This window comes from Leptolyngbya iicbica LK (assembly GCF_004212215.1).
In the GTDB taxonomy this organism is placed as follows: Bacteria; Cyanobacteriota; Cyanobacteriia; order Phormidesmidales; family Phormidesmidaceae; genus Halomicronema; species Halomicronema iicbica.
In genome coordinates this window covers 712,645-728,706 of record NZ_QVFV01000001.1, presented here as the reverse complement: position 1 = coordinate 728,706, position 16,062 = coordinate 712,645, and the positions used below count along the sequence as shown (strand labels likewise).

Annotated in this window: 14 protein-coding genes; 4 read left to right on the top strand and 10 right to left on the bottom strand. The window is 54.8% G+C overall.

Annotation, left to right across the window (positions count from 1 at the left end; genetic code table 11):
* Positions 1 to 46 precede the first annotated feature (46 nt).
* Positions 47 to 1,609, top strand: coding sequence for a bifunctional phosphoribosylaminoimidazolecarboxamide formyltransferase/IMP cyclohydrolase (purH, locus tag DYY88_RS03110; protein WP_039729289.1), 1,563 nt, complete (start codon positions 47 to 49; stop codon positions 1,607 to 1,609).
* 85 nt (positions 1,610 to 1,694) lie between these two features.
* On the opposite strand, the gene DYY88_RS03105 is transcribed toward purH, so the two are convergent.
* Positions 1,695 to 2,519 carry a hypothetical protein gene (locus DYY88_RS03105; protein ID WP_039725355.1) on the bottom strand — a complete coding sequence of 275 codons (825 nt, stop codon included), beginning with the start codon at positions 2,517 to 2,519 and terminating at the stop codon, positions 1,695 to 1,697.
* 167 nt (positions 2,520 to 2,686) lie between these two features.
* Entirely contained in the window at positions 2,687 to 3,319 is a 633-nt protein-coding gene (locus tag DYY88_RS03100; protein ID WP_052288219.1) for a type IV pilin-like G/H family protein, read from the bottom strand.
* 432 nt (positions 3,320 to 3,751) lie between these two features.
* Between DYY88_RS03100 and DYY88_RS03095 the strand changes: the two genes are divergently transcribed.
* A complete protein-coding gene (locus tag DYY88_RS03095; RefSeq protein WP_072041288.1) occupies positions 3,752 to 3,931 on the top strand; it encodes a hypothetical protein in 180 nt (59 codons plus the stop codon).
* A gap of 57 nt (positions 3,932 to 3,988) precedes the next feature.
* Here DYY88_RS03095 and ctpC read toward each other — a convergent pair whose 3' ends face one another.
* Together ctpC and ispG are read right to left on the bottom strand one after the other, a co-directional pair.
* Positions 3,989 to 5,275, bottom strand: a complete 1,287-nt coding sequence (ctpC, locus tag DYY88_RS03090) for a carboxyl-terminal processing protease CtpC (RefSeq protein WP_039725354.1) — start codon at positions 5,273 to 5,275, stop codon at positions 3,989 to 3,991.
* A gap of 210 nt (positions 5,276 to 5,485) precedes the next feature.
* On the bottom strand, positions 5,486 to 6,706 hold the full coding sequence (gene ispG, locus DYY88_RS03085; RefSeq protein WP_039725353.1) for a (E)-4-hydroxy-3-methylbut-2-enyl-diphosphate synthase: 1,221 nt from the start codon (positions 6,704 to 6,706) through the stop codon (positions 5,486 to 5,488).
* Positions 6,707 to 7,610: 904 nt separating this feature from the next.
* Here ispG and DYY88_RS03080 point away from each other — a divergent pair.
* Entirely contained in the window at positions 7,611 to 8,306 is a 696-nt protein-coding gene (locus tag DYY88_RS03080) for an SDR family oxidoreductase (protein WP_039725352.1), read from the top strand.
* A gap of 19 nt (positions 8,307 to 8,325) precedes the next feature.
* Here the strand turns inward: DYY88_RS03080 and DYY88_RS03075 are convergent, their stop codons facing one another.
* The 3 genes from DYY88_RS03075 to DYY88_RS03065 form a co-directional block, all read right to left on the bottom strand.
* On the bottom strand, positions 8,326 to 8,589 hold the full coding sequence (locus DYY88_RS03075) for a hypothetical protein (protein WP_039725351.1): 264 nt from the start codon (positions 8,587 to 8,589) through the stop codon (positions 8,326 to 8,328).
* Positions 8,590 to 8,687: 98 nt separating this feature from the next.
* Positions 8,688 to 9,890: a homocysteine biosynthesis protein gene (locus DYY88_RS03070; protein WP_039725350.1), complete on the bottom strand. Its 1,203-nt coding sequence runs from the start codon at positions 9,888 to 9,890 to the stop codon at positions 8,688 to 8,690.
* Positions 9,859 to 10,074 carry a hypothetical protein gene (locus DYY88_RS03065; RefSeq protein ID WP_039725349.1) on the bottom strand — a complete coding sequence of 72 codons (216 nt, stop codon included), beginning with the start codon at positions 10,072 to 10,074 and terminating at the stop codon, positions 9,859 to 9,861. Before DYY88_RS03065 ends, DYY88_RS03070 begins: the two co-directional genes overlap by 32 nt.
* A 294-nt stretch (positions 10,075 to 10,368) precedes the next feature.
* On the opposite strand from DYY88_RS03065, the gene DYY88_RS03060 reads away from it, so the two are divergent.
* On the top strand, positions 10,369 to 11,256 hold the full coding sequence (locus DYY88_RS03060) for a DUF6159 family protein (RefSeq protein WP_130199309.1): 888 nt from the start codon (positions 10,369 to 10,371) through the stop codon (positions 11,254 to 11,256).
* Positions 11,257 to 11,366: 110 nt separating this feature from the next.
* Here the strand turns inward: DYY88_RS03060 and DYY88_RS03055 are convergent, their stop codons facing one another.
* The 3 genes from DYY88_RS03055 to DYY88_RS03045 form a co-directional block, all read right to left on the bottom strand.
* Positions 11,367 to 12,698, bottom strand: coding sequence for a DEAD/DEAH box helicase (locus tag DYY88_RS03055; protein WP_044150923.1), 1,332 nt, complete (start codon positions 12,696 to 12,698; stop codon positions 11,367 to 11,369).
* 327 nt (positions 12,699 to 13,025) lie between these two features.
* Positions 13,026 to 13,667: an HAD hydrolase-like protein gene (locus DYY88_RS03050; RefSeq protein ID WP_052288218.1), complete on the bottom strand. Its 642-nt coding sequence runs from the start codon at positions 13,665 to 13,667 to the stop codon at positions 13,026 to 13,028.
* Positions 13,668 to 13,687: 20 nt separating this feature from the next.
* Positions 13,688 to 15,763 carry an FAD-dependent oxidoreductase gene (locus DYY88_RS03045; RefSeq protein WP_084606949.1) on the bottom strand — a complete coding sequence of 692 codons (2,076 nt, stop codon included), beginning with the start codon at positions 15,761 to 15,763 and terminating at the stop codon, positions 13,688 to 13,690.
* Positions 15,764 to 16,062: the final 299 nt, after the last annotated feature.

Genomic DNA, 16,062 nt, shown 5'->3' with positions numbered 1-16,062 from the left:
CCTAGCCCCGGTATATTTAAGGATGCAAAGAGAGGGGATGAGCGCCATGTCGCGGCTAGCATTGCTAAGTGTGTCAGACAAAACCGGACTGATTGAGTTGGCCAAAGCCCTGGTCGAGTCATTTGATTTTGAAATTGTCAGCAGCGGCGGCACGGCAAAGGCGATCGCTGACGCTGGCCTCCCTGTCACTAAAGTCTCTGACTACACGGGCTCGCCCGAAATTCTCGGCGGTCGCGTCAAAACCCTGCACCCCCGCATTCACGGCGGCATCCTTGGCCGTCCTGCCCTGCCCAGCGACGCCGAAGAGATGGCCGCCCACGACATTCGCGCCTTTGACCTGGTGGTGGTGAACCTCTACCCCTTTGAGCAAACCATTGCTAAGCCCGATGTCACCTTGCCAGAAGCGATCGAGCAAATTGACATTGGTGGCCCCACCATGGTGCGCGCCGCGGCTAAAAATTACGCTTTCGTCACGATTCTCTGCAATCCCGAACAGTATGCGCTCTACCTGGCGCAAATGGCGGAACATGAAGGCGAAGTCACACCTGGTTTTCGGCAAGACTGTGCCCGCCAAGCCTTTTGGCACACGGCCACCTATGACCAAGCGATCGCCCACTACCTCTCCGCTGCGGACTCCGAAGCCAACATCGACGTCGCTACCGAACTGCCGCAACGGTGGACTCTGAGCGGTATCCAGCGGCAGCAGTTGCGCTATGGCGAAAATCCTCACCAGCCTGCCACCTGGTATCAAACCGGGAATATCCCATCTGGCTGGGCCGCCGCTGATTTGGTACAGGGCAAACCCCTCAGCTACAATAATCTGGTGGACCTCGAAGCGGCCCGTCGCATCATCGCCGAGTTTCCGGCCTATGTGCCAGCGGCGGCAGTGCTCAAACATACGAATCCTTGCGGCGCTGCTCAAGGCGATTCCCTCGCCGAAGCTTATCAAAAAGCCTTTGATGCCGACTCGGTATCGGCCTTTGGCGGCATTGTCGCACTCAATCGCCCCATTGATGGCGACACCGCCACCGCCATGACCCAAACCTTTTTGGAATGTATTGTCGCGCCGGGGTGTGATGATGACGCGAGAGCGATTTTGGCGAAAAAGAGTAACCTGCGGGTGTTGCTACTCGAAGACTTGTTGACCGGGCCGACCCACGCCCCCAGAGCGATCGCGGGTGGTTTCCTCGTCCAAGAGACCGACAATATCGAAGACGACCCCTCAGAGTGGGAAATCGTCACCGAACATAAGCCCGACGCCGACACCCTCGAAGAACTCTTGTTTGCCTGGCGCTTGGTCAAGCACATCAAGTCCAACGCCATTTTGGTGACCAATCACCGCACTACCCTCGGCGTCGGGGCCGGACAAATGAATCGGGTCGGGGCTGCCAAAATCGCCCTCGACCAAGCCGGAGAAAGATCCCAAGGCGCGGTGCTCGCCAGCGATGGCTTCTTCCCCTTTGACGACTCCGTACGGACGGCAGCGGCAGCGGGGATTCGGGCGATCGTGCAGCCCGGCGGCAGCAAACGCGATGCCGACTCCATCCAAGCGGCCAACGAACTCGGTCTCGTTATGGCGATGACCGGCATCCGCCACTTCTTGCACTAATACAGCCTTGTACTGATGCTGAAAGAGAGCCATTTGGATTTCTCGATCGCACAGGGATGGTATTAATCCTTAGGCGAGAGTGTGGCTAGGTCTCTGCATCCTCTACCTCAGAGGGGGCAATTTGTTGGAGCAAGAAGGTGCCATCCTCCTGCCAAACGACTTCGATGTCGAACAAGCTTCTCAACCGTTCGATGGCTTTGTCTTGAGTCTGAGCATCCGGAGCCGTACGAATCAGCTGCGCCCAAGCAGTGATTTGCACCGCCCGCGGATCAAAGTCACCTTTAGCCAAAAAATCAGCTGTGTCTTTTAGAGAATGTTGGTCTTCTTTGGCACCTGGGAAAGAGGATTGTGCAGCCCAGGCAGCCGCCATTGCATGAGATTTGGCTGATGCGTCATAGTCGTCCAGAAATAAGATTTCATCAATGCCCTTATGCCGCCAAATAAAATAGCTTTTCGGTGGCAAATCTGGCGCAAGTAACGCTAACCCCGCTTCTTGCATGGCCACCGCTCGTTCGGGTTCGCCCGCAAACAGCGAAACACTGCTCGAAAGATATTCGTAGGGTAAATAAGCATAAGGGTCGCGATCGAGAATGATCTCAAAGTAATCGCCACTGAGACGATAGCTGGTCTCCTGACGATATTCAAAATTGCCAAAATACTGCAAAAAATTTAGAAAAGTCCAGTCAGCCCAGAGATTCTGAAAGCCGAAATCTGGCAGTGACTGGAGCAACGTTAGCTGTAGCTCTCGCTGCTGTTCTTCATTGGCAGCATCAATCGCTAGACTCTCTGGATTAGGCGTTTGAATCGCCTGTAATCGCTGTTTTTGCAGACCAAGGAGCGCGATACTCAAAATGAGTAGAGAAATAACCGCGCCCACCTGCAGGGGCCAATTTTGACGATGAGGATTCATACGTGACTGCTTGGTGACTGTGACTATCTCAAATCAAAAGGTAGCAAAGCTGGGAGCACTTGAAGCAGCCGACCCCAGCCTGACCACTTTCTAGAAAACCAAAATGGCTCTGCTAACAATAGCAGAGCCATCAGATGAACTAAAGCTGATGTTGACAGACGGAAAGCCTAGTTCACAGCTTCCATCCCGGTGTCTTCACAAAGAGTTTCAGCGGTGGTGCCAGCAGCAGGCTCGTCAACAGCATCTGGGGCATTTGCCACGCCGCCATCTGCTACATCACCAGCAACTTCACGGCAGAGAGCCGCTACCGAAACATTTTTATCAATCGTGCCACCGGCTCCGTCGTCGATTTGCTGGACGTCGATGTACGAAAAGCCCACAAAGCCCCGTAAACCATCTCTGGGCGAAGCAACTACTGCTGCAACTTGAGGATCATCTGCATCGTCTACGATAAATTGGCCATCACCCACATCTTGTTCGGGAGTTTGCGCGTCGGCAGATGTGCCGTAGGCATAGTTTTCTGAGTTGATGGCAACGCCGACGTCTAGCTGAGCAAACTCAGTCGCAAAGTTGACTCTCTCTAGGTAATAGGCTTGTTGTCCTCGGTTTAGCGAGCCGACTGCGTTGGTGGCTTCAGTTTCACGGGCGCGGTTGGCTTGGTTGAGGAAGGAAGGCAGAGCGATGGCGGCCAAGATACCGATGATGATGATAACCACCAGCAGTTCAATCAGGGTGAAACCACCTTCATCTTTCTTGCTGCGTAGGCTCTTGAGCAGGTTGTAGGCAAAGTTCATTTTCATGGTTAGATTTTCTCCTTGAGAAGCCGTTAGGCGAAATGTGTTGTGTCTAGCTCCATGTCGTTAGACTACCCCCGGCATTTTCGTTTCATATCACCCTGATCAATCTTTTTTGAAAAAAATGGCGATGTTCAGTAGTCTCTGGTACGGCACCTATATCTACTCAGCCCCGCCTGTCAGGATGCTGGTGAAATTGCTGACAATTCAAGCCGTCAAATATGACAAATTGTCTGGCCTGTAACAAATCGGTTACGCACCCCCCGTAGGAAGTGCTTGTCGCCTCAACATTTGGGTCAGCGATCGTTGGAGATTAGGGGACGGGTCCCTTGTCTCATGCCTGAGAGTGTCGGTTTTTCCGGCAGGGACCCGTCCCCTGGCCGCACAACTGTAGTTCTCATCGTTGTAGGATAAAACCCGTATTGCCGAGGGAAAGCGATGTCACAGACCACAAACTGGTACGTGGTAAAGGCGAGTGCGGGAACGTGTCAAATCTTGACTGACGCCGAATTAAAATCGGCCCCCAACTCTGAGAGCTGGGGGCCGTACGCTACTGAGGGCGAAGCGATCGCCAAACGGGTAGGACTGATTCGAGCGGGCAAGTGTCAGCCCGCTTAGTCAGTTCCGCAGGCGCGGATACACACTGATCAGCCGCAAGATTCTCTTGGGAACCGCTTACTGCGGCTCAATCGCGGTATTTTGGTTGGCTCTGACGATTTGCAGCACCAACTCTTGAGCTTGGCGATATTGCGGATCTTCCAGCGTGCCGATGCGATCGCGATTATCTGAGAGCTCTTCCTGCTCTTCTTCCGATAGCTCAACCACGATGTCAGGTTCAATCCCCTGTTGGTTGATGTCGCGCCCGCTAGGGGTCAAATACTTGGCAATAGTAATCGCCACACCCGACCCATCTGGCAAACTGCGTACAGACTGTACAAGTCCTTTCCCAAAGGTTTGAGTGCCCACGAGCTGTGCTCGCCCATTATCTTGCAAAGCGCCGGATAAAATCTCGCTGGCACTCGCAGAACCGCCATCGACTAACACCACTAATGGGCGATCGGTCAGGGCACGGTTATTTGCAATTTCTTCATCAGCGACCCCTTGGCGATTGACGGTCGATACAATGCCGCCTTCGTCAATCCACATGCGGGCAATCTCAATGCTGGAATACAGCAATCCACCAGGATTAGAGCGCAGGTCGAGAACGTAGCCCACAACGTTTTGCGATTCTAAATCGTCAATGGCTTCCTTCATCTCACTGGCGGCATTGCTGCTGAACTGAGTCAGGCGAATGTAGCCAATCGGCCCTTCCGGAGCATCATTGACGGAGTAGCGTACGGGGTGGATTTCAATGCGGGCTCGCGTCAGATCGAAATCAATGATTTCTGCATCACGCCGCACCGTCAGAGTGACCCCTGACCCGACCGGCCCACGGATCAAGCTCACGGCATCATTGAGCTCCATGCCTTCTGTCGATTGCCCGTCAATCTCGACGATGACATCTTTAGAACGGAGTCCGGCTTCAAATGCAGGGGTATCTTCGATAGGGGCAACGACGACAATCTCGTCTGTTTCTTCTTCCTGGGTGATTTGAATGCCGACCCCGGTGAGTTCACCAGAGGTGTCGATCTGCATATTGCGGAACTCGTCGGGATCCATGAAGCGGGTGTAGGGATCTTCCAACAGTTCCAGCATCTCGCGCACAGCATCATAGGCTGCCTCTGGCGAGCTATAGTCGCGGCTGAGATAGTCAGTCCGCACCGCTTCCCAGTCAGTTTGGTTAAACGTCGCATCGACGTAGGTGTTGTCAATTAGCTGCCAAACTTCATCAATAACTTCTTTGGGGCTTTCCTCAAAAAAAGCTTTGCTTTGAGACAAGTGCAGACCAGCACCCGTAACGATGACTCCAGCAGCAGCTACGGCTGTTGCGCCTAAAACCAATCCTCGCTTTGCGATCGCCATATATCTAATTTCCGTTGGCAATTATGCTCAATCTAACACAAGCAATCCTGGGTGTTGGGGTGGTTCCCTCATCCAGTTACAGCCATGATAACGAGCTCACCTGAGAGCTTTCTGAGTGAGTGTGCCAGAAAGAGTATCCGATCGCAGGTGCAGGCGATCGGGCAACCGTCAATATCGATATAAATTGACAAAAATCAGCCCAGCCAACGTTTAAGGATCAACCCAACGGCCATCTGACTTGATGAGGTTGATTAACTCGGCTACCCCCTGATCTTCAGGAACTTTTTTGATTTCTTCGCGGCCGCGATATAGCGAAATGTAGCCAGGGGTTTTGCCCACATAGCCGTAGTCGGCATCGGCCATTTCGCCGGGACCGTTGACGATACAGCCCATGACGGCAATATCCAACCCGGTCAGGTGCTTGGTGGCTTCGCGGACTTCGTGCAGCACTTCCTCAAGGTTGAACAAGGTGCGGCCACAGGAGGGGCAAGCTACATATTCCACCATGGTTTTGCGCAGACCCAGGGCTTGGAGAATGCTGTAGCAGACCGGGATCTCTTTCTCTGGCGCTTCGGTCAGGGAGACGCGAATGGTATCGCCGATGCCTTCGGCCAGCAGGGTACCAATGCCCGCAGTCGATTTAATGCGACCATATTCGCCATCACCGGCTTCGGTGACGCCCAAATGCAATGGATAGTCCATGCCCAGTTCGTTCATACGCTTGACCATGAGCCGATAAGCGGCCAGCATCACGGGCACTCGGGAGGCTTTGAGGGAGATCACCAAATTGCGGAAATCTAAAGATTCGCAAATGTGGATGAATTCGAGGGCAGATTCCACCATGCCTTCAGGGGTATCGCCATAGGTAAAGAGCATGCGCTCGGCCAGGGAGCCGTGGTTGACACCGATGCGCATAGACTTTCCCTGGTCTCGCAGGGAAACGACCAAGGGCTCTAGAGTTTCGCGAATTTTTTCGCCGATTTCTTGAAACTCGGCAGGAGAGTATTCGGTGCGTCCGGCTTGGGGCTTTTCGAAGACATACAGACCGGGATTGATACGGACTTTGTCGACATGCTTGGCGACTTCCAGCGCAATTTTCATGCCGTTGTGATGGACGTCAGCCACGAGGGGCACAGGCTGATAAGTGGTCTCTAACTTCTCGCGAATGGTGGCGAGGGCTTTGGCATGGGCCATGCTGGGGACGGTGACCCGCACAATTTCACAGCCGATTTCGTGCAAACGCCGAATTCCACTGACCGATCCCTCGATATCGAGGGTGTCTTCATTGATCATCGATTGGACAACCACCGGTGCCCCGCCGCCAATGGTGACGTTGCCGACGGGGACGGGACGGGTTTGGCGGCGATGAATCGTCGTGTCGAAGGCGGTATCGACGGGCGTGGAGGCGGGAGGTGAAGGAAGGGTTTGCATGGCCCTGAATCTGAATAAAGATTTGTGGTTTTGTCTGTTTTCAGAGTGCCACAGAACGGGGTGATTCGGCGTAGAGAATCGGGTGTATTGACCAGGTTTCTGACAGTGGTGCGATCGCTTCCTCGGCCCAAATTCGCCTCTGCCAGCGGGGCTAGGACGTTGATCTAGCCAGGGCAATGTGTCTCACAATCAACTTTTGAAAACCTTGGCGGCTCGAGCGCGATCGCCGCTTTCACAACATCTCGCTCTGGTAAATCAGTCCTGTGAATAGCGGTTGGCGGCCTCATCGCCCACTTGCTAATTGACTTCAATGGTTGGGATAGAAAATGCCGTTGTGTGGGTGATGGATTAGTGGAGGAACATTGCATGTCTTTGGCCGTAGAGATAGGCAGCAACTTGTGCCTCACTAACGTGAGTTCGATGAAACAGTGAAAATTCTGGGTGATGCGGTTGCCCCTGAAAATTCCTCACGAGTCCACCAGGGTTTGAAGTCTTTCTCCCTCTGGGAGCTACCGTGTACACATAAGTCTTGAAACCCTTGCCGTCATGGCTTTACCCTCATCCCCCAACCCCTTCTCCCGCTCTGGGAGAAGGGGAGCCGGAAAGCTTTGTCTGGCCTCCCCCTCGCCCATTTTTGGGAGAGGGGGACTGAGGGGGTGAGGGCCGAGATGTGTATACACAGGAGCTCTGGGAGAGAGGGCCAAATCAGACTATCGAACTGATGTTCACTAAGATTGTCTGGGTCGCGATCGGTTGGCCAGCGGCGTTGCGACACAGAAGTTGATTTAGGCAGGGAAATCTTCCCGATATTCAGGCCCTTCATCTCGACAGGCAAAGCTCGTTCATTGCGATTTATCGTGACCGATATGACACACTGTGACTTGATCGATGCAAATAGGTAACCATGACCGTCGCGAACTTTCGTAATTGTTTTGTCGCAGGCGCGAGTCGCGGCGTCGGCTTTGAAGTGGTGAAGGGCTTGCGGCAACAAGGCTGTCGGGTTATGGCACTGCTGCGGACAGATGATGCCCGATCGCAACTCGCGGCTTTGGGGGCAGACGTTTACATTGGCGACGCCCTCGACCCCGACGTGATGAAAGCGGCGGTGCAGTGCTTTGGGGATGAGTCGTTTGTTGTGGTGACGACCCTCGGGGGCAAGGGGTTTACCCGTGACGAGCCTCGGGCCGACTATTTGGGCAATCGCAACTTGATAGATGCGGTCAAAGCCTTGCCCTGTGAACGGTTCATTCTGGTCTCTTCCATTGGCGTGCGGGAGAGTGCAGTGGCGCTGCCCGAACAGGTGCTAGAAACGTTGCGTCCGGCGCTGCTCGCCAAGGCCAAGGCCGAAGAACATTTGATGGCCAGCGGTTTGCCCTTCACCATTGTGCGACCAGGCGGTCTACTGTCTGAACCCGCGACCGGCAACGGCATTGTGGTTACTGATGAACGAGTGGCGGGCAGTATCACTCGCGCCGACGTGGCCGACCTCGTGATTCGTTGTCTGCGATCGCCCGATGCAGTCAATCAGGTGCTCTCAGCTGTTGATCGCGATCGTCTCCGCAGTGAGCAGCCCATCGAAGCCGCCATCCTCGCACTTTGAAGCGGTGAGAAGAGACGCATCAAGCTAGAGTTGCCAGCCAAAGATAGGCCAAGAGTCCAACCGCGACAGTGCCCGCGATCGCTTCTCGCTGTTGCGACACGGTCACTTGTAGGCTGGCCCACAAATCTTTGAAAGTTTGGCGACGAGCCTCGCCCAGTTCCGTCATCAGCTCATGCACCCGCGCATTGACTTCGGGCACAGAGAGTTCTCCCCGTTGGTAAGCCGCTTCTACTTCGTCAAGCTTGCGCCAATAGTCGCGGGTCGCTTGCAGTAAGTCAATCATCAAGCCGAACTGTCTCCTCGTAAACGTTTGTAAATGTCTATTGACATACTAACGAGGATTCCTGAGCGATTCATCCGGCTGATCGGGGGATATCCGTCTCACTCTCTGAGTCCACTCTGGGGATTCCACGTATCTTGGGCGAGGAAGGCGCGATCGCGGGCCAGGGGAGCCACGGGTGCCGTCAGCTCAAACTGACCTTGGGCAATCCAGTCCCTCAGCTCGGCGGCGACTTGGCGCGACAGATAAATGCTGGCAAGGGGGGCAGTGCGGACTTTTTGGCCATTCAGGGTGATGCGCCCTGACTTGAGTTGGGCATAGCTCACCAAGCCAAAGGTGGGGCGCACCCGTCGGGGAATCGAAAAATCCATCACGGGCGCCACCAGATCTTGGTCTTGCACCGCGCAGTGGCAGGCGATGGCCTCATTCAATAAGGGAATGGCCAGACCAATGCCCAGCATTAGCGAGGGGCCATAGCCTTTGAAATAGCAGCCGCGCACCCACTGCGGCTGCATCTGTTTCGCATCGCCGATTAAAGCCACGGTGGCGGCGGGGCCAATGGGGGTGTCATTGGGCAGGCGCTTTTGCAGCGGGAAATGCTGGGTCCCTTCCCAAGCGACGTATCCCACGCCGCCGCCGAGGAAAATGCGGCTGCCAATGCCCACCACGTTCAAGTTGGGATCATTCATGAGCGGCGACAGCGCGCCGGAGTTGGCGTACACGGCATTGCCCAGATTCGGTTGGAGTGGCCCCAAGTATGTCGCGAGGGGGCGATCGCCGCCATTCACCCCCACGATGAAATTTTGATAGAGGTTGCGCGGGTTAAACAGATAAAACTGATTGATTGTCTCGCGGGAAATGGTGGTATCCAAGCTGCTGCGGGGATAGCAGTCTGTGACGTGCCCGGTCGCTTGCAATTGCACCGCCTTGCCCGCCACCAAATCAGCAATGACGTGGCCGCCACCCCGGTCTTTGGTGGGAGTGTTGTCGCCAGGGGGGCCAGAGTCAGCCGGTTGGCTCGCCCCCAAATACAAATCCACCGCCCCGATTCCCGCATAGGCGGGCACCCCATCCAACCGACAGTCGCGGATTTTGATGGGCGGATCGGTGTGCCCAATGTTGAGTACCGCTCCGGAAGATTCCATCGGTTCAAAGGTGCCCGTCGTCACCACATCCACGGCGGCGAACGCTGCCGCAATGCTGGACTCAGCCGCTCGCTGTTTGAAGGTTTCGGCCGTTTCCACTACCACGGTTTGGGCGCGGATCTTGGCGTTAATCTCGGCGAGGGTGCGCGGCGTCGGCATCATTCATCTTCCACAGTTGCCAGGTCAGAATAGCCCCGACAATCGCTGAGGGCAAGAGCACGATCGCTAGACTCACTGCTGAGGTCGCGGGAATGGGTAGCCGGGGCGCAATGGTTTTGAAGGCGATCGCGAGCGCGAGCGACACCCCCAACACCTTCGCGACAAATCCAATTTGATCGAGCATAAATATCTGCATTCAGAGCGGCTGCGTCTTTGCATCATAACCAGTCGTCAGCCCTTGCAGTAACTGAAAACTTGACAGTTTTGGCGAGGTGCTTTTGGCGTGCCGTCGTTGCGGCTGACGTTTTCCCTCTTAGTTCAGAGGGATGAGCTACTTGCAGGCGATCGCAGATTTCAAGAACGCCCAAAAAATTTGCTCAGTCTGAGTAGCTATGCCATAACCAGGGAAGTTGGCTCACCCTACGCTTTCTCGGTATGTGGCGAGCAGCATCCAGTCATCTAGCAAACGGAGAGTATTGTGGCACGCAAAATCGCTAATGGAGTCCAGCTAACTCAACAATGCTGGCAAGCCCTCAAGCATAATCCGCAGTTAATGATTTTTCCTTTAATCTCCGGCATTACTCTGGTGATCGTTGGGATTATCTTCTTGATTCCCACGGTCGGTGGGGCGCTGTTATTAGGAGATGGTCAAGTTGCCACCAACGGTGATGAATCTAGCGTGCAATGGGTGTTTGGCATTGTCATGCTGTTTCTGTATTATTTCGTGTGCTACACCGTCATCATCTTTTCCAATACGGCGTTGGTCGGGGTGGCGCTCAAACTGCTTAAGGGTGAATCGGCTGACGTGGGGGATGGTCTCGAGATCGCCATCAGCCGCTGGGGGCAGATTATTGGTTTTGCCCTAATATCGGCCACTATTGGCACCGTGGCCCACATGCTTCGGGACGCCGGACGAGACTCCGAGAACATCGTTGTCGCTATTATTACGTCCTTGATTGGCGGACTGATTCAAGGAGTGTGGAGTGTGGTGGTCTTTTTCGCGATTCCAGTCTATGTGGTGGAAAATGTCGGTCCCGTCCAAGCCATCAGCCGCAGTTGGGACATCTTTAAGCAAACCTGGGGCGAAGGCTTTACGGGGCGCGCTGTGATTGGGGGCGTTGGCTTCTTAGTACAGTTCGTCCTATTGGCAGTATTTGTGGGTTTATTGGTGGTGGCCATATCCACCGGTTTTATCCCCCTCATTGTGTTGACTGTTTTGTTTGGCGTTGTGGCGTTTGGGGCTTTAGCCCTGATTACTGGAGCGATCAACGGAGTCTTTCAAGCTTCGCTATACCACTATGCGCAGACCGGTGATGCAGGACGCTTTATCGACAACGATTTGGCCCGTAATGCTTTCCCGACCTGATGTTGCACTAAACGGCAGCACCCCTGTCCGCTGCTGCAGCCGACGCAAAAAGGGGATGGCCACAACTGTGACCATCCCCTGCTGCAAAACTCTAATCAGATAGTGCGCAATTACGCCTGCTTATGCTTCCCTTTATTCAGCACGGGCGCAGGCAGCGACTTGCCGTTGCGACGAGCATTGGGACTCGATGACCGCCCCTTATTGCGGCTGCCATAACGACGATTTTGGCCATTACGGGAGTAGCTTTTGCTATGGCCATTTCGACTGGAAGGCCGCTTGGCACCGGGAATAGGCTGCGGCTCAATGGAAGGATCCGGCTCATACCCCGGCACGATAGTTGAGGGAATATCGCGCTTGAGCAACCGTTCGATATTGCGCAGCAGATAATGCTCATCGACACAGACGAGGGAAACGGCGTCGCCCTCATTCCCGGCCCGGCCCGTCCGGCCAATGCGGTGCACATAGTCTTCGGCCACGTTGGGCAAATCGAAATTCACCACGTGGGGCAGTTCGTCAATGTCCAACCCTCGGGCTGCCACATCCGTTGCCACCAAGACCCGGACCTTGCCGCGCTTAAACGAATCTAGTGCGCGAGCGCGAGCACTTTGGCTCTTGTTGCCGTGAATGGTGTCGGAAGTCAGACCATCGCTTTGCAGCTGCTCAGCCAACCGATTCGCGCCATGCTTGGTGCGAGTGAAAACGAGCACTCGCCCCCAATTTTTCGAGCCGATCATGTGTGACAGCAGTTCGCGCTTACGGTGCCGATCTACCGGATGCACTACCTGAGTCACATTCTCCGCGACGGTGTTGGTACGCGCCACCTCAATCACCTTGGGATTATCCAAGAGATCGTCGGCCAGTTTACGAATTTGGCGCGAGAAGGTGGCGGAAAACAACAGCGTTTGGCGATCGCTTCTCGTATGCTCAATGATTTTGCGAATGTCGTGGATAAAGCCCATATCCAACATGCGATCGGCTTCATCCAGTACCAGGGTTTCCACCGCTGCAAGATCGGCAGTGCCTTGACCTAAATGGTCGAGCAAGCGTCCGGGAGTCGCAACCAACACATCCACGCCTTTGCGCAGGCGGGCAATTTGCGGTCCCATGCGAGTGCCCCCGTAAATTGAGGCAATGCGTAGCGGCATATATTTGCCGTAGGTTTTGATGCTGGCTTCTACCTGTGCCGCCAGTTCGCGTGTGGGTGTGAGCACAAGGGCCCGAATGCGACGGTTACGAGCCGGCTTGGTTTGGTTCAAACGTTCCAAGATCGGCAGCGTGAAACTGGCAGTTTTACCCGTGCCCGTTTGCGCACTGGCGAGTAAATCATGGCCTGCCAAAACCGCAGGAATCGCCTCCGCCTGAATCGGAGTTGGCGTTTCATAACCTTCATCCGCGATCGCCCGCAGTAGCTTGCCAGACAAGCCAAGAGATTCAAAAGACATACAGTGTGTAATTCCGGTAAGCGCCTACCCCAAAGGTCAAGTTGGGCCTAGTCTAGGCGGTGTATTGCTATGCGCCTCCTCAAACAGAGAAGACTGTAGGTGCAGACCAGAATGCACCTTGGAGAATCTAATAGTAGCTTAATTAACGTTATGTAACAAATGGCAAAGTTTTATTTTCACAAAACCTTTGTACTTAAACGTGACGCTGACCGCGACAAAACGGCTGACTCTCCTAACGTCCGTAGCCATTTGAGTTGGCTTCTAACTATAGCACCTTGTGGTCGAAACGGTGGATGATTTGTCGTTCAGTTGTGACCGCTGAGGATGTTACAGCTGGTCGGCGATCGCCAGCAGCAGCTCGGGATCATCAATCAGCCAGTCCGGGGACATCTTCATCAACAGCGGACGACTATTAAAGCCCCACGTTACGGAAACTGGCCTCACCCCAGCAAACTGCGCGGCGTCAATGTCGCGAATTTCGTCGCCCACATATACGGTTTCACGAGGGACGAGCTGATGTTTTTCCAGACAGCGCATAATCAACTTGCCCTTGCGAAAGAGGGTGCCGCCGCCATCGACACTGAGAAAACAGTGCGTTAAGTCATGGGCTGCTAAAAAGGCTTCCACTGTGGCAGGCGAATTAGAAGTGACCACCGCCAGCGTATGGTGCTGCGCATATAGGGTGCGAATCACCTCAATGACGCCCGGGCAGGGGGTAATGTGGCCCCCCTGTTGACTCAACTCAGCCCGGACGCGCCGTAACAGCGCCGGAATTTTGAGCAGCGGAATGCCGGAATAGCGAATTAATTGGCGGGCGGTCAGCCCTTTGAGCGCTTCGACCTCTGCCAGAGGGGTGGGGCGAAAGCCAAACTCAGGGGCTAACCGATTCGTGATGAGCACGATCGCGGATAAGCTATCCGCCAAGGTGCCATCAAAATCAAAGAGAAAATTGCTCAAAGCGGTATCCAAACGTTAGGGGAGAAGGGTGACTACCAAGGCCGCCAATCTTCCCAATCTTCGTTGAAAATGGACGTGCCTGGAAACTGGGTGGGGTTGCCGCTGAGTTCGAGCTCGCGTCTCAGTTCATACATTAGTGGGTCGAGCATGGGAGTCTCATCAACTAGCTGGTAGGGCAAGACGTTGTTGCGTAAGGCAAAGTCAGCGGTGGCCGCGGCCCCGACTCCCACCGACCACTCGTAAGAATGAACCCGGTAAGCGGCGGCGGCGATCGTGCTCATCGCCAACCCTTTGCCCGTCACCAGCAAGTTATCGACTCGTTGGGGAATCAACGCCCGCAGCGGGATCTGTGTCGGATACGCCTGACCGTGAGCCTGCCGCACCCCGGGGCGTTCAATATTGCCCGGTTTTTCCGGAGGACTCTCTAACATGCAGGGATGAAAGTCGATCGCATACTGGGCAATGCCAATGGAGTCGGGATAAATTCTGGCCCGCTGCCGTTGGGGAATTTCGCCGGGTGGGGTTTCATTGACCAGGGCATCGATCGCGCCTTGCCCAGCGACCTCTACCCGCAGCCGTTCATAGGTAGCGGGATCCAGGTTTTCTTCATAAAACGGGTCATTGAAATCAATCCAAGTGAAATCGACCTCGTTAATTTCAAATCCGTCGTCGTAGCCAAAAGAGGGCCGACCCACAATTCGCCGCGCCTCCCGGATATACGGGAATTTCGACAGTCCGTGAGCAGTGCCCATCGGTGAGTCATAGCCAGACACATAGCGACTGTTCAGTACGGGTTCTTTAAGGCTGTCATCCAATTGAGAGTCGCCTTCGCCAATCACCATCCAGTAGTAGTAGCTGATGGCATTCTCTTCGCCGCGCCGCAGGGTTTCTTGTCGCAGCCCCCCAAGCCAGCCTCCCGGTTCTAGCTGTCCCAACTCCGCTAGCTGATCATGGGAATAAATCAGGTTATCTACGGCGTTGCCGGGACGATAGTCGTTGCCCCACGTCCAGTTTTGCATCGAGATATCGCCCGGACGGGGACGAGGAACCCCCGCGATCGTCTCCGTGCGCTCGGGTTCAGCGGCCCAAATGCGGCGATAAGTAAAGACAAAATCGTAATAGTCTTGGGCGTCAAAATCGCGCACTTGCTCCCAACTAAAGTAGGGCTCGTACTGAGGATAGTACTCGGGAACGGCTGGGATCGTCGGTTCCTCGGTCTTTTCCATTGCAAAGGTGTAGGTAAAGCCCTGGGTGCAATAGGGATCTTGTTCGGTCACTGGCGACGAGGGATTGAGGTGAGACTTGGGATCAAGCCCCAATCGATAGGGCACATCAGCCATGGCAATCAGTTCGCCGGTTTCCGTCGCTTCGATGACGTACCAGTCGGCTGGGCCTTCAGGAGGATTTCCGGGCGGCACAAATTGAATCGCACTTTTGGCAAAGCGGGCCGAATCTTCGTAGGTGTAAAAGTCTTCAATCACCGCCGATAGGGGTTCCGTATTCAGGGGCGGTGTCCCCGGTTGAGGACGGTGTTGAATGCCCACCATACTGACGATTTGAGTGCCGTCGGCGCTGAATTCTAGCTCTTTGGGGACGGTGTTGGGAAACCATTTCAAGACCCCATGCCCTTCGTCAGCCGCGTCTTCGAGCATGTCGAACAAAATGGCGTGGGCGTCGTAGGGCAAGAAGCAGGTGGCGCTGACCCAGCAGCGACCGGGATCAAGTTCACCATACTTGGCTTCGACTCGTTGGCGTAACTCGTTGTAGCCAGCGGGGTAAAAGAGGAGTTGGCGCTGGCGACGAGATTCATCCAGCGCGGTGGTGCCCTGAGATGAAATTTGCCCGCCGACCCAGTCGGTCATTTCTGTCAGACAAACGGTGTGGCCTGCTTTTAGAGCCTGATAGGCCGCTGCTGTGCCGGACAACCCGCCCCCCACAATCAACAGGTCACAAGCCACAACTTCATCGGGCACGACAGGAAGCGCAGTCACCTCATCAGGAGCGAGACTTTGAGCCTGGGCCGCAATGTTGAACCAACCGGGTGCGAAGAGCGCGATCGCAGTTCCCGCAGCAACGCCCACCCGAGTCACCTGAACAACCTTCACCATGGAGGATTCCTTTCAAACGCTGTGTTCAAAGCTTAAAAGAAATTATGGGTGGTTAGGCCGCAAATTCTTTAATGAGTGCGATTGGTAAAGTCTCCGGTTGGTGAAGATTAAAGCCTGGAGAGTCGGCGGGGCGGCGGGACAGGGACGTGAGGGAGCCAATCATGGCCTTGATGACTTGGTTAGGGATGTCTTCAAATGCCTGACATGGGCTCATGCTTTACATTGGATTCCCCTGACTGACGAGCTCGCTGACCAATCATCTCCAGACTCTTGCTGTTTTCGCCGCTGGCTTCGTTGAG

Coding starts and splice junctions, on each gene's coding strand:
- purH (WP_039729289.1), top strand. CDS start 47: ATGTCGCGGCTAGCATTGCTAAGTGTGTCAGACAAAACCGGACTGATT.
- DYY88_RS03105 (WP_039725355.1), bottom strand. CDS start 2,519: ATGAATCCTCATCGTCAAAATTGGCCCCTGCAGGTGGGCGCGGTTATT.
- DYY88_RS03100 (WP_052288219.1), bottom strand. CDS start 3,319: ATGAAAATGAACTTTGCCTACAACCTGCTCAAGAGCCTACGCAGCAAG.
- DYY88_RS03095 (WP_072041288.1), top strand. CDS start 3,752: ATGTCACAGACCACAAACTGGTACGTGGTAAAGGCGAGTGCGGGAACG.
- ctpC (WP_039725354.1), bottom strand. CDS start 5,275: ATGGCGATCGCAAAGCGAGGATTGGTTTTAGGCGCAACAGCCGTAGCT.
- ispG (WP_039725353.1), bottom strand. CDS start 6,706: ATGCAAACCCTTCCTTCACCTCCCGCCTCCACGCCCGTCGATACCGCC.
- DYY88_RS03080 (WP_039725352.1), top strand. CDS start 7,611: ATGACCGTCGCGAACTTTCGTAATTGTTTTGTCGCAGGCGCGAGTCGC.
- DYY88_RS03075 (WP_039725351.1), bottom strand. CDS start 8,589: ATGATTGACTTACTGCAAGCGACCCGCGACTATTGGCGCAAGCTTGAC.
- DYY88_RS03070 (WP_039725350.1), bottom strand. CDS start 9,890: ATGCCGACGCCGCGCACCCTCGCCGAGATTAACGCCAAGATCCGCGCC.
- DYY88_RS03065 (WP_039725349.1), bottom strand. CDS start 10,074: ATGCTCGATCAAATTGGATTTGTCGCGAAGGTGTTGGGGGTGTCGCTC.
- DYY88_RS03055 (WP_044150923.1), bottom strand. CDS start 12,698: ATGTCTTTTGAATCTCTTGGCTTGTCTGGCAAGCTACTGCGGGCGATC.
- DYY88_RS03045 (WP_084606949.1), bottom strand. CDS start 15,763: ATGGTGAAGGTTGTTCAGGTGACTCGGGTGGGCGTTGCTGCGGGAACT.